Source organism: Ochrobactrum teleogrylli (assembly GCF_006376685.1).
Taxonomy (GTDB): Bacteria; Pseudomonadota; Alphaproteobacteria; order Rhizobiales; family Rhizobiaceae; genus Brucella; species Brucella teleogrylli.
Map to the genome: position 1 here is coordinate 1 of NZ_VEWL01000028.1, position 12270 is coordinate 12270.

A 12270-nucleotide genomic window follows, 5' to 3' on the forward strand; every position below is an offset into this window, starting at 1 on the left:
CGCACCCACAAATGCCGGGAGCAAATCAGATGAGGCAACAGCCAACAATCAGGGAGCATTTCTCGTGAGGCAATGCGGCGTCTCATCCTGATTGTCGCGCTATAGGGTTGATCTCGTTGATAATCCTGACCGTCCAAGAACCCCGCTGCAAGGTGACTATGTCCTTCGAACGGAACGTAACGATCTGATCAGGTTGTTAGGGGAATGGCAAAAGGTGGGCATCAACCACGCTGTTCTTGCAGTTCGGTTCGCAGATCGCTCACCACCGGAGATTATTGAGCTTACTCACGAAGTTCTTCCGCCTTTCCAGGCTACGATCCGTTCCCACCAATGTCATTTTACCATCAGCAGAGACTTCGATATGTGGTGTTCCATTACCAGTCGGAGTTGTCCCGAATGGCAGCTTGTTAACATGTCGGCCCCATGAGCATCAACCAATTCTAGTCAATTCGATATAAACGCTATCAACTTTCGATTGTAAATTGTCTTCGAAATCGGATGAGTAAAATGATAGACCGAGATTTGGAATATCAAGCCCGTACCGTGTGTTTTCTACTGCCACACCAAATGCTTCAAAAGCATCATTAATTCTTTGCATCGTATTTTGGAGTATATTGACCTCTTTCCAAATGAGAAATTGACCATCGTTTATCAATTCGGATACCATCAATTCCAACCCAACAACACTTCCACCCGCGTTGTAATAGACATGTATCGAACCATCTTTAATTATGCTTGTGGGAAAACTTGATTTTCTAGTCTTTACAAACACCTGATGGCGCGGAAATTTTCCAGCGATATCCAAAAATTTTTCACCGGACGAAATTGCCGTCAACCCTATGTACGGATTTCCTGTATCAATTTCCGTTAGCTTATCGAATGGTGTTAGTATCATTCTTTTATGATCCGGTTGGAACTGTTGATCCCGTTGATGGAACGACATCCACACCATGTGTAGGCAGAAAGAACAAGTTAAATTCATTGATGTTGCCCCTAAGTATTATCCAGTTTTGAGTTCGCTCCAGCGGTTTTGTGACGTGCCCCCGTTAAATTAGGCCATTCAGAACTGGAATTTTCCACTTATGATCCCTGATTGGGGAGAAGGAGATTTCCATGAAAGCATCGAAGTTTTCAGAAGCGCAGATCGCATTCGTTTTGAAGCAGGCAGAGGATGGCACGCCAATTGGTGAGGTTTGTCGCAAGGCAGGTATTTCAGACGCCACGTTTTATAACTGGCGCAAGAAATATGCGGGGTCTGATGCCATTCGAGATGAAGCGGTTACGGCAGCTCGAGGATCGAAGCCGGAAAAGCAATTGATCCAGTGAATCAATTGCCCGGCGAAGCAATGCCAAGCTGAAGCGGATCGTTGCCGATCTGTCTCTGGACAAGACCATGCTTCAGGATGTTTTGGCAAAAAAGCTCTGAAGCCTGCACGCAGGCGAGCGCTTGTCGACACTATTAAGTCGGATTGGAAAGTCTCGGTACGACGCGCCTGTTCGGTGCTCAAGATTGACCGGTCACTTTATGTCTACAAGTCAAAGCGCGGCGAGCAGGCTGAACTGAAGCTCAGGATCAAGGACATCTGTCAGACACGGGTTCGTTATGGGTATCGGCGCGTGCATGTGCTTCTCAAGCGTGACGGCTGGCCCGTTAATCCGAAGCGAATCTATCGTCTTTACAAGGAGATGGGACTTCAGCTGCGGAACAAGGTTCCCAAACGACGTGTGAAGGCGAAGCTTCGCGCTGATCGCACAGATGCGACCCATTCCAACCATGTCTGGGCGATGGATTTTGTCCATGATCAGTTGGCGACTGGACGGAAGATCCGCATCCTGACGGTGGTTGACACATTCTCACGCTTCTCGCCAGCAGTCGATGCCCGCTTCAGTTATCGCGGTGAGGATGTGGTGCAGACCCTGGAACGGATATGTCGTCAGGTCGGTTATCCTGCGGTTATTCGTGTCGATAATGGCAGCGAATTTATCTCTCGTGACCTGGATCTATGGGCTTATCATAAGGGGGGGTGCTCGACTTCTCCCGGCCCGGCAAACCGACAGATAACAGCTACATCGAGAGCTTCAATGGCAAGTTCAGAGCCGAGTGCCTGAACGCCCATTGGTTCATGAGCCTTGACGACGCCCGCATTAAGATGGAGGATTGGCGTAGAGACTATAACGAATTCCGGTCACATAGCGCCATTGGCAATAAGGTGCCGATTTCGCTTATGAATGGCTCAACGGCATCCCCGCCGCTTTGAGCCTTAAACCCGGAAAATTCCAGTTCTCCGTGGTCCAAATTCGGGGTGCACCTCACACTTGGCGATATCATCAGTCTCTTCTCCATCAATGAATGCCAGAACTTCTTTAAGGCTGCTGGGTATGAGGCCGAATAAATGCGACACGCTTTAGACATCGTTCGTGCTGCTGGGCGTTGGTTTACTTTCTGGGGCGAACGCGGTCATCCCATCAGAGCTTATTTCTGAGAGATTAAAGCATTATTTCTAATCCCGATCCCAAACGCTTTGCATTCCAAAGTGTCCGCAACGGGCTCATTGCGGCTGCTGCCTTGTAGTTGTGTGACTGCCGGGCGATCTCCTCGACTGGGAATTAAAGCGATTGTGTGCCGGTCAAGCATTAATGTCCATCATAGGATGGCGAGCGGACCGCCGGCTTATAGTAGGCCATTGGAGAAAACGGCAAAGTTTGCAATCGCGTAACCAGTTAAGTATGCAAATTATAATCCGAAATTGCGTAGACGGTTCTCATGTTTGGTTTCTTCAAGAAAAAGGTCTGGCCTCCGAACAAGCAAAACCCGCCTTGGGGAAGCGGTTTATCCATCTATGCCCATATCGCTGCACATGTTGAACTTTACAGGATCGAAGAAGAGATACGTGGCGGGCCCCACGAGGAGCGTCGTGTCGCCCGTCAGGAAAAAAGTCGTCCGATTACCGACAGCCTCGCTCCCTGGCTGCGTGAACAACTCGGCTACATCAGCCAGAAGACAAAACTCGCCGAAGCAATCCGCTATGCCTTGTCACGCTGGGACGGCTTGACCCGCTTCATCGACGATGGCCGGATCGAGATCGATTCCAACGTCGTCGAACGGTCAATCAGGCCAATTGCCCTCAATCGCAAAAATGCGCTATTTGCCGGTTCTGACGCCGGGGCCGAACTGGGCGACTATCGCCTCGCTCATCGAGACGGCAAAGCTCAACAATGTCGAGCCACTGGCCTATCTCTCAGACGTCCTCACCAAGATCGTCAACAATCATCCAAATAGCCAGATCGACGACCTGCTGCCTTGGGCCTATGCCGCAACGCACGATCTCAAAGCCGTGGCCTGAAAACAGCGCTTACGATTTGCCGCAGGACCGGCTTATCCCGGAATACCATTCGCAAATACCTGCGCCTGGACGGTGTGGAGCCGAAGTTCAAGGTCCCGGAGCGGCCGAGCAAGCTCGATCCTTTTGCTGATCGGTTGTCTGCCTGGCTGAAGACGGAATCCAAGAAGAACCGCAAACAGAAGCGGACGATGAAGCAATTGCATGCTGACCTGATGAGCCTTGGCTACGAGGGCTCCTACAATCGGGTTGCGGCATTTGCCCGGGAATGGCGTGATGATCGCCAGAGAGAGTTGCAGACGACGGGCCGCGGGACATATGTACCTCTGGCGTTCGATCCCGGAGAAGCCTTCCAGTTCGACTGGTCGGAGGACTGGGCGATCATCGGCAATGAACGCACTAAGCTGCAGGTGGCGCACACGAAGCTGAGCTACAGCCGAGCCTTCATCGTTCGGGCCTATCTGCTACAGACGCACGAGATGCTGTTTGATGCCCACAATCATGCATTTCGCGTATTCGGCGGCATCCCGGGACGCGGCATTTACGACAACATGCGCACCGCGATCGACAAGGTTGGCCGCGGGAAATAGCGTGACGTCAACGTGCGCTTCCAGGCGATGGCTAACCGTCCGCCTTGATATTAGCTGCGAGTTCTTCGATTCCTTCTTTGGTGTAGGTCTTGCGGACATTGAGCGGGTCGCGATCCAGCTTGTTGAGTGCAACGATGATTTTTTCGTTCTGTGCGGTCATTTGAATTTCTCCTGTTTTCCCTGATTGAGAGCTTGGGACTGGCCCTCGCTCTTATTTTTGGCGATCAAACCGGGGAGAGAGGGGGGCAACGGAGAAAAACGGAGGGGGATCACCCGCCTGGAGCCGAAGGCGGAAGGTCGATGTATGATCCGTGAGGCTGAAAGCCGAAACGGATCCGCATCGATCCTGCACAAGCGAAGCGCGGAAGGACGGGGAGACCGTTTTTCTCGGTTGCTGGGGAGAGGCGGCCGAACGTCTCTTCCCTACCAAGTCCGGTCTGCGCAGGCAGCCGGGCAGGGGATTGTCCGCTGAAGGCGGTCTGCTTTCGCAAGAGGGATCGTAACCCGGATGGGCCGAGACGGGCGAAGCACGGCTCGGTGAGCGCCAGCGAATAGAGCCCGACGCGCGAGCGGCTTGCCAATATTAATCACATCGGTTGACGGAAAAAACTGCAAGGTCAGTAACTGGAGTCAGAAAGGGGGAGGATGCTACTGACCTTGCAAGCGGGGGGGGGGGGGGACTCATACAGCACTCAGGAGCTTATGAGCTGCACTTCCTTAAAACGAGAGTGTAAGATAATAAATAAATAACGCCTTATCGTCGTATAAAAGTATTAATATATCTGAATAAGTATAAACGATCATTTAAGCATTTTATTATTTTCACTATATATTTACTTAATAAATACTACTTTACATAACCAGGAAAAATATTGGAATTTATACCACCTTTCTATGTCAAAAATATCACAATGAAGCGGCAAGACTTGGCGATGTTGTGGATAGTGCGAAAAAGCATCAGCCGTACGAAGCGCCGAAACCACCAATACACCGTTTGCCAGGGCGGGAAGTCCTTCGGAAGCATTCGCCAGCCGCCGCCCGTGCGCGTCATATAGCGGATCGCGTTGAGTACCTCGCGCAGGTCTACCCTCGGCTTGCGCCCACGCTCGGCCGGTTTCGGCAGCAGGGGCTCTATTTGCTCCCATTCTTCATCCGTGAGATCGGCCGGGTAACGTTTCGTCTTCCGCTCGATCCTGGCCATCCGGCCTCGCGTCTCTCGTGTCCACATCGTTAATCTGAATCACGAACCAGAGACCAAGGAAACTAAATTCTCAAACGGACTCTAAAAGGCGACAAGGAAAAATGGAATAAGGCCACCGGACCTAATTACGGGACCAACGTTGATAGAAAATATCCATATTCTAATAGTGAATATGAAGTGGTTGTCAAAGAACAGTTAGATCCCGCTAATAATGATATTATTGATTATTGGGGTGAGGGACGGATCATTGGTGAAGATGGTATAGATATAGTAACGGGCTTTCCTAACGCATACAACATCAACTATCAGTACAAACTCGTGTCTAATGGCGCGAATACAAACCGTAAGATACCCAATCGAATTCCGACACATGATTATGATAATGTTAGTGTCGAACAGTACGTTAAGGCCGGTTCTTGTTATAAAATAACATCGATGGGATCACCTATCACTGAAAATACGGTCAAAGAAATTATGCGGCTGATCAATCCCGCAGGGAGAGTAATTCTCTATGGTATTGACACTATAACTCCTTTGTCTATCGAACGTGTACGTTCTCTTTTAAGCAAAAAAGATTTCGTAGAGCTTCCAGATTATGACTTTCCTTCACCTTTTTCCGAAATAAGGGGCTTCGACAAAAATGCTGTATTCCTAAATATAGATACCGTCGAATTGGAATTTCTTGAAAGGATAAGAAAATCGGAGTTTTGGAAAGCTCTACCCATAATTATTAACAATAGATCTAATACAATCCTTCTAAAGAGATATATTGATTCATTATTAAAAGAGGACGGAGTGCTTGTATTTCAGTTTGCATGCTATCTCTGGTACCACGATGGACAACAGATTGTACGTGACTATTTTGATCGGCAATTTGTCTATATATTCAGCGAGCAATACTTATTTATAGCAAGCGAAAAATATGACAAATATCTAAAACCAGAACTTAATCCGGATACTGTTGGAGATAGAGCGCTGTACGGTGGAACATATGAAACCCAGGCACGTTTCATCTGGCGCTTTATACTGCGCGATTATGGGGAGGTAAGTATTATTTTCATATCGAGAATCGAGAATACTATAAATATATTAAACTTGCCACTGCTGTTGACGATGGCGGGGACCGCGCGGCATATACTGGCTGGCCAACTAATGATCCAGCTCGGAGTTTGTGGTGGCTTGAATATAGGAGGAGCTCCAAAGGTAACATTTGCTTCATACTTCATAATAAACTGTATGATCTCCCTCTAAAACTCGGCGCTGATCAAGACTGGTGGGGGGATTACACGGCATATGGTGGCGGTTCTGGAGGCGATACAGATCGCCATTCGTGGACTTTCGAGGAACTGTAAAGGGTTTCTCCATCGTCTTGCGGCCGAGCATGCGCTCCAGCTCGCGGACGCGATCTTCCAACTTCTTCACTTCCGAATTGCCGACAACCGGCTCGTCAGAATCCACGGCTGCAGCACCTCCCTCGCTCAAGAGCCTGCGCCATCGGTAAAGCAGATTGGGCGCAACGCCATGGCGGCGAGCGGTAGACGATACCGTCTCGCCTGGTTCAAAACTCTGCTCAATGATCGTCAGCTTTTGCTCGGTTGTCCACCGCCTGCGGCGAACATCACCCGTCAACAATTCAACGTGTCGATACTCGTTAGACATAAGCCTGTCCTCAAGCCTGTGCTTGAGCCTTTCTGCTTATGCCGACTGTCCGGTCGAAATGGGGGGCAGTTCAAAGACCAGGGAATCCTACCTCGGTTTCGTCGCAATCGCTGCAGTCAAACTATGGATACCCTTTGTCCACGAGCGCTAGTTTAATACTGTTAACAAACGCAGTTTTACCCATGCCAAAGAAATTTTACTATCTATCAGCTGAGCATTATCGATAGTATATTGTTGGGTTTCTGCGACGTATCAATACTATTTTTCAGACTGCTGGTCACAGATTGAACATTGCGTGTCCGGCCAAATTGTTAAGCGGTTCACGACATATGAAAGGTGAAGACATGCAATACCGCCAAATTACTATTGCAACTATCTTGATTCTTAACATCATAACGACAGCTTATGCATCAGACAAATCGAGAACCATTACACTCCCTGATCCGGTTCAAGGAATTGATGAAGTGCCAGCCGTCAGGACGACATCTAGTGCGATACCATGCGGAAGCGGCTATGTGGTTGGTGTTTGGATGGGGGCAGATGGCTGGAATGACTGGGTCGTATGGCTCTCTCAAGCCGGACAAAACTGGTCGAATGCCGACAGGAAAACCTATAGAGCCTACAGTTATGCAAAACTGAACCAGGATCCAGGAAAGATATACTATGCGGCAATTATGCAGGCCATGGCGACGGGAGCTAAAGTCCAAGTGATGGATGATCAGTATGGATTCCGCTGCAACGAAACTGGCGTTGACGATGCCAAAGGCTCTCAGTTCAATTCTGTCCAAGTATGGTATCCATGAATTAATCACCCCGTTTTATTAATTTTCATTTGGAGATTATTACGAAATAATTAATATATGATTTTAGGATTAAATTATAATGAGATATCTTTTATACTGCTTGATAGTTATACTTACGATAAACTTAAGCTCTAAAGAAGCCCTATCTGTAGAGGCACCTGCTTTTGTTTACAGATTTGATTCCAGAAGTCCGAACTCCCCCAATAACTTATTTCAAAATGGATTTAAATCTTGGGGTGGTAATGATAATATAATCCAACACGTTACCGGCGATTCTGTTGGCGGGGTAACTGGTAATAAAGAAAACTCAGCATTTATCCCAACGTCCGATGAGTTTGACAGTGCTCTAGATTTTGCTAGAATGACGTTTGGCGGAATAAGTAGTCTACAAGATAAAACTTTGTGGATTTACAAGATAAAAACAAGCAATTCATTTTATTATGTACCATCCACCCTTCAAAGCATAATTGATAAAAATTATTATAAAAATTCGAGGGATTCTCTATTGATTATCGAGTATCTTATTAGAGAGTATGAATCCGAAAGGGAATGGGTGGCTGTAAGGGAAATAAAAAATTCTCAAATATACTCGGCTTTTCCTATATCTTACGATAAATCCACACATAAAATAAGTGTTTCAAAAGAGTTGCTTAATGATAAATATGTTTATATAAGTGAAAACCCAATTCCTCCTTATGTTTACACTCCTGGAGATACAACAATATATAATATATATGCTTATAACGGACTTAAAATCACACCTGACCAATGCCAGATAGATGGAAATGCTAAAGGCGCAACCAATTTAAAAGATGACAGCTCTTTTTGTGGAAAATTTAAAAAATATACTCCAAAAAAATACGCCAACCTATTGCGATATATTTATACCATGCAGAATTTATTCGAAGCTAATTTGAATTGATTTTTATTTTCCTCTGATTGAACGCAAATGGTCATCGTCATTTGACATCCCTCCGGCTTGAAGACGCTAGAGCGTCCAGATAGCGAACGAGTGAGAATCCAGACCGTGATATTGATTGTCAGGAAGTTAGCCTAACAGGCGTTATGGAAGCCTCTACGGCTACTGTTGTCAATGAACAGAACATCCCGCTGTCATTCGCTTATCAACGAAGCAGAAGCATCCGGAAGGAACCCCAGCTGAGGTAATCAATGTCATTGATATTTAACCAGAAACGCACTCTCCTCAAAGCTGAAGGAGAGTGCCGCGGCTGTTCAGATCAATCTGGACACGTTTCCATTCACATAGAACGGGCAGTGATATGCACGGTCCTCATCCGGTTGAAAACGGGCCTAGCCAAAGAGATCACCATGTCTTGCGGAACCCGATTGTGCCTTTCAGGGAATGATCATCGCCGAAGTTCTTCAAGCTGGAATTGATTGTCCCTTCACCAAAGAGAGCATACTGGTTGTCCCAGGCAATGGTTCCTCCCCAGCCAATACCCGCCCAAGTTTTGCCGTTCCGGGTCTTGAGGTCTGAACCGGCAATTTCGATTTCACTGCTACCGTCAAAATCGCGATAGATATTGGCGACGCCGTAGATATCGGCTTTGACGGCCGTTCCGGTACTGGTCGTCCATTCATTGCGATAGTCGGTCTGAAGCCCGGCGCGAAATGATAGATTACCTCCGTCTTCGGTCGACACGCGGCTTTGATAAGAATCGCTAAAGCTGTCCAGGCGTACAGAGGACCAACTAAGCTGCGCTTGTGGAGTCAGTGACCAGGATTGATCAAGTGCAAATTCATTCCCAGCCTCGACGCTTAGAGCGTAACCGAAGCCGTGTTTCCCATCGGCGATGCCGTTATTGATCGTGCTGGAAAACAAGTCGTTTCTGTACCAGGTCGATTTGGCCTGCGCATCGATGTAGAAGCCCTGACTTCCGTACCACGTCAACGATCCGTGGACACCCCATCCGCTTGTATCGATTGAGCCGTCACCAATGAATGACTTAATCTGACTACGTGCAGTTCCGTATTCCCCGGCAAGCCCGAAATATAGTGTGCCGTCGTCACCGTCATAGAGCTGACTGTCGGCCCCTATTTGATACTGCATCTGATCGATCCGCTGATGAATTCGATCAGTGGTCGTTTTCGGCGAGAGCGAACTGATGCCACCACGAACACTGGCCCACATACCAAGCTTGGAATAGGTATCCAGATCTCCGTCAGGCGAGTTGTCATACTGAATCGGGTCGTAGCCTTCTTGCGGTGCCATCTGACGGCTACGATCGCCTATGCGCTGGCGCAAAGTCGGCAAAGAGTTGAGAGCCTGCATATTGTTGGTCAGCCCCTCGTAGATCAGCACCGTCGGACTATAGAGCGGCGTGTTCCCTCCAGAATTGGGATCGTATGGAGCATCAGGATTGTTTGGATCAACAGGCGTGACCGGATTGTCCGGATCGACATGAGGCGGCGGAGGATATTTCAGCTCGCTGCGCAAATACCAATTCCCGTCATCAGGAGTGGTTATGCCGTTCTTATGCAGCGTATAGGCATAAATGCCGCCAATAAGTGCTTGCTGGCCGTCTTGTGTGACGAAATCGCCTTTCGTAAGCTCAAATTGACCGCCTGACTTGCCGATTACGTCAACCGATCAGCAAAAGGATCGAGCTTGCTCGGCCGCTCCGGGACCTGGAACTTCGGCTCCACACCGTCCAGGCGCAGGTATTTGCGAATGGTATTCCGGGATAAGCCGGTCCTGCGGCAAATCTCCCGGATCGATAAATGGTCTCGAAAATGCCAGCGTCGGATCACGCTCAATAACGCAATGTCGATCACTCCATAGCCCTCGCTGAAAACATGCAAGGGAAGGTTGGAACATGGGTCAATTCTCAATGGAAATATCAGGCCACGCTGGGGCAGTTCTCAGTGGCAATCAACATATACTACCATGAACAGGGTGATCCGACCGCTGCGCTCAACGGGCTGACTGCGGCAGGCGCGCTGTTCACGCCCAACCCGGCCATCGCCAACCTGCTTGCTGAAAAGGGCATTTCTGTTTCGGGTAATGGCCTGCAAGCGGGCGGCTTACCTTTGTCGCCTGCGGAAATCATTGCAGCGCTTGGATCTACCGCACCGAAGCCGAATTCCGGCGGCTTTGGCGGCACCATTCCCGGACAGGTCTTTCTCTACGAGACGCGGGCCGAGTTCCTCGACGTCGGCAAGTTCTACGGTTCCGGCTATTTCATCAATCGCATCGGCTATAATCCCGATCATTCCGTTCCCTTCCTGGGCGACGCCTATTTTGAAAACCAGCTTGTCGATCAGCAGCTAAGGCAGTTGATCAATCAGGGCCTGGGCGCCGGCTCGTTCATTCCCGGTAGCGATGCAATTGAACAAATGAAGGTGCTGCTGGATCGCGGTGCCGATTTCGCAGCCGCCAATGGCTTGACCATCGGAGAAACGCTCTCGCCGGAACTCATCGCAAAGCAGAAACTCGACGGTATTGCCGCTGCTGTCGATGGCACGATACAGATAAGGTTCTGTCGCGAATTTTTCACTTCTGCTGCGTTATTGTCCCTTCGGAGCGCATAATTGAGTGAGGTGGCAGGGTATGGCGATCGATTTCAAAGGGGCTCATTTTCCCAAAAGTGTCATCCTTTACGCCGTTTTCTTTTACGTGCGCTATCCCGGCTCTTATCGTGATCTTCAGGAGATCATGGCTGAACGCGGTGTGAACGTTGACCATGCAACATTGAACCGTTGGGTTGTCCGTTACGCGCCTCAGATCGCAGATCAGGCACAGAAGCGTAAACGTCGAACGTTTGCGTCATGGCGTGTTGACGAGACCTATCTCAAAGGGCTCTGTCGCAAATTTTTTTGAAGTAGAATTTAATTCTAGAATGGTGTGTGTATGAACAAATCCGAAGCATTCAAAATGCCGTTTTAATTGTCACAATGTCGATCCAGACAAGCTGAGGCGGCTTTTAATGAATGCGTGCAGAATGTTTTTTCTAGGTTTTCTACGTCACCAAAAAATTTGCGACAAAGCCGTCATAGGTCTCGATACGGAAATCATCGCCGGGCTCCACCCCAAGCCATCGGGATATCAGGATGCCAACGATTGTGAATCTTTTCATTGGTATAGGGCGATTCATTAAGATCAACCTTGATGAGCGTTTCGGGCATTTCGTTCTCCTTCCTGGGTGTAAAAGACGGTTGAATGGCGAGGTTCTGTCGCAAATTTTTCGTCAGGTTAAAAACGGCCTGAGCTTCAGACGCAATTATGCTGCAAGCTCCGCAAAGACTTCAAATGGCGAGCGGTCGTCATTTGCAAACTGCTTCTTGCGGATCATATGTGCGACTTCGATGCCCGCGATTGTCGCTGAGGCCGAATGAAATGCCTTGAAGCCCAACATGTGTTTGGTAATTCGCTTGATAAACCGGTGATCCTGCTCAAGGATGTTGTTGAGATACTTAACCTGCAGGATTTCAATCATCTTGCTGTGACCGGTGATTTTCAGGATTGTGTTCACAGCTTGGGCTCCGGCCAGATTGGCTCCGCTTTTATCAATGACAATTTTGTCTGGAACGTCGTTGCTAGCGATGGCTTTCTTGAAGAAACGACGTGCCGCGCTGAGAGGGTTCTGTTGCAAACTTTTCGTCAAGGCTGACGCATGTAGCATTTCGGCTTTTCATGGGCAGAGAATTTCCGATGT

Annotated in this window: 6 protein-coding genes and 11 pseudogenes; 9 read left to right on the forward strand and 8 right to left on the reverse strand. The window is 48.5% G+C overall.

What is annotated here, in order from left to right:
- Positions 1-430: 430 nt before the first annotated feature.
- Positions 431-895: a hypothetical protein gene (locus tag FIC94_RS22015; protein WP_140026433.1), complete on the reverse strand. Its 465-nt coding sequence runs from the start codon at positions 893-895 to the stop codon at positions 431-433.
- A gap of 218 nt (positions 896-1113) precedes the next feature.
- Between FIC94_RS22015 and FIC94_RS22020 the strand changes: the two are divergent.
- From FIC94_RS22020 to istA, 3 pseudogenes are all read left to right on the forward strand, one after another.
- Positions 1114-2258, forward strand: a pseudogene (locus FIC94_RS22020) (IS3 family transposase).
- A gap of 605 nt (positions 2259-2863) precedes the next feature.
- A pseudogene (locus tag FIC94_RS22025) lies at positions 2864-3344 on the forward strand (IS66 family transposase); the annotation flags it as partial.
- Positions 3341-3928 (forward strand): annotated as a pseudogene (gene istA, locus FIC94_RS22030) (IS21 family transposase); the annotation flags it as partial. The pseudogenes FIC94_RS22025 and istA, both read left to right, overlap by 4 nt.
- A gap of 34 nt (positions 3929-3962) precedes the next feature.
- Here the strand turns inward: istA and FIC94_RS22785 are convergent.
- Positions 3963-4091, reverse strand: coding sequence for a hypothetical protein (locus FIC94_RS22785; RefSeq protein ID WP_268967502.1), 129 nt, complete (start codon positions 4089-4091; stop codon positions 3963-3965).
- Positions 4092-4862: 771 nt separating this feature from the next.
- Positions 4863-5159, reverse strand: a pseudogene (locus FIC94_RS22035) (transposase); the annotation flags it as partial.
- A gap of 447 nt (positions 5160-5606) precedes the next feature.
- Here FIC94_RS22035 and FIC94_RS22925 point away from each other — a divergent pair.
- A pseudogene (locus tag FIC94_RS22925) lies at positions 5607-6146 on the forward strand (hypothetical protein); the annotation flags it as partial.
- 74 nt (positions 6147-6220) lie between these two features.
- On the forward strand, positions 6221-6484 hold the full coding sequence (locus FIC94_RS22930; RefSeq protein ID WP_371830942.1) for a hypothetical protein: 264 nt from the start codon (positions 6221-6223) through the stop codon (positions 6482-6484).
- Between the two features lie 7 nt (positions 6485-6491).
- Here FIC94_RS22930 and FIC94_RS22050 read toward each other — a convergent pair.
- Positions 6492-6791 (reverse strand): annotated as a pseudogene (locus FIC94_RS22050) (transposase); the annotation flags it as partial.
- Between the two features lie 329 nt (positions 6792-7120).
- Between FIC94_RS22050 and FIC94_RS22055 the strand changes: the two are divergent.
- Together FIC94_RS22055 and FIC94_RS22060 are read left to right on the forward strand one after the other, a co-directional pair.
- A complete protein-coding gene (locus tag FIC94_RS22055; RefSeq protein ID WP_140026435.1) occupies positions 7121-7594 on the forward strand; it encodes a hypothetical protein in 474 nt (157 codons plus the stop codon).
- A 79-nt stretch (positions 7595-7673) separates the two neighbouring features.
- The gene (locus tag FIC94_RS22060) at positions 7674-8516 is read left to right on the forward strand and encodes a hypothetical protein (RefSeq protein WP_140026436.1); all 843 of its coding nucleotides are present in this window, start codon (positions 7674-7676) and stop codon (positions 8514-8516) included.
- Between the two features lie 402 nt (positions 8517-8918).
- On the opposite strand, the gene FIC94_RS22065 is transcribed toward FIC94_RS22060, so the two are convergent.
- Both FIC94_RS22065 and FIC94_RS22070 read right to left on the reverse strand, forming a co-directional pair.
- On the reverse strand, positions 8919-10193 hold the full coding sequence (locus tag FIC94_RS22065) for an autotransporter family protein (RefSeq protein ID WP_140026437.1): 1275 nt from the start codon (positions 10191-10193) through the stop codon (positions 8919-8921).
- A gap of 5 nt (positions 10194-10198) precedes the next feature.
- Positions 10199-10381: pseudogene (locus FIC94_RS22070) on the reverse strand (IS21 family transposase); the annotation flags it as partial.
- Positions 10382-10510: 129 nt separating this feature from the next.
- Between FIC94_RS22070 and FIC94_RS22075 the strand changes: the two are divergent.
- Together FIC94_RS22075 and FIC94_RS22080 are read left to right on the forward strand one after the other, a co-directional pair.
- Positions 10511-11038 (forward strand): annotated as a pseudogene (locus FIC94_RS22075) (hypothetical protein); the annotation flags it as partial.
- Between the two features lie 127 nt (positions 11039-11165).
- A pseudogene (locus tag FIC94_RS22080) lies at positions 11166-11411 on the forward strand (transposase domain-containing protein); the annotation flags it as partial.
- A gap of 178 nt (positions 11412-11589) precedes the next feature.
- Here the strand turns inward: FIC94_RS22080 and FIC94_RS22085 are convergent.
- Both FIC94_RS22085 and FIC94_RS22090 read right to left on the reverse strand, forming a co-directional pair.
- A pseudogene (locus FIC94_RS22085) lies at positions 11590-11740 on the reverse strand (acetamidase/formamidase family protein); the annotation flags it as partial.
- A gap of 95 nt (positions 11741-11835) precedes the next feature.
- Positions 11836-12204: pseudogene (locus tag FIC94_RS22090) on the reverse strand (DDE-type integrase/transposase/recombinase); the annotation flags it as partial.
- Positions 12205-12270: the final 66 nt, after the last annotated feature.

What these genes read in the sequence shown, in the direction of transcription:
- FIC94_RS22015 (WP_140026433.1), bottom strand. Translation starts at nt 895, where the DNA reads ATGATACTAACACCATTCGATAAGCTAACGGAAATTGATACAGGAAAT.
- FIC94_RS22055 (WP_140026435.1), top strand. Translation starts at nt 7,121, where the DNA reads ATGAAAGGTGAAGACATGCAATACCGCCAAATTACTATTGCAACTATC.
- FIC94_RS22785 (WP_268967502.1), bottom strand. Translation starts at nt 4,091, where the DNA reads ATGACCGCACAGAACGAAAAAATCATCGTTGCACTCAACAAGCTGGAT.
- FIC94_RS22060 (WP_140026436.1), top strand. Translation starts at nt 7,674, where the DNA reads ATGAGATATCTTTTATACTGCTTGATAGTTATACTTACGATAAACTTA.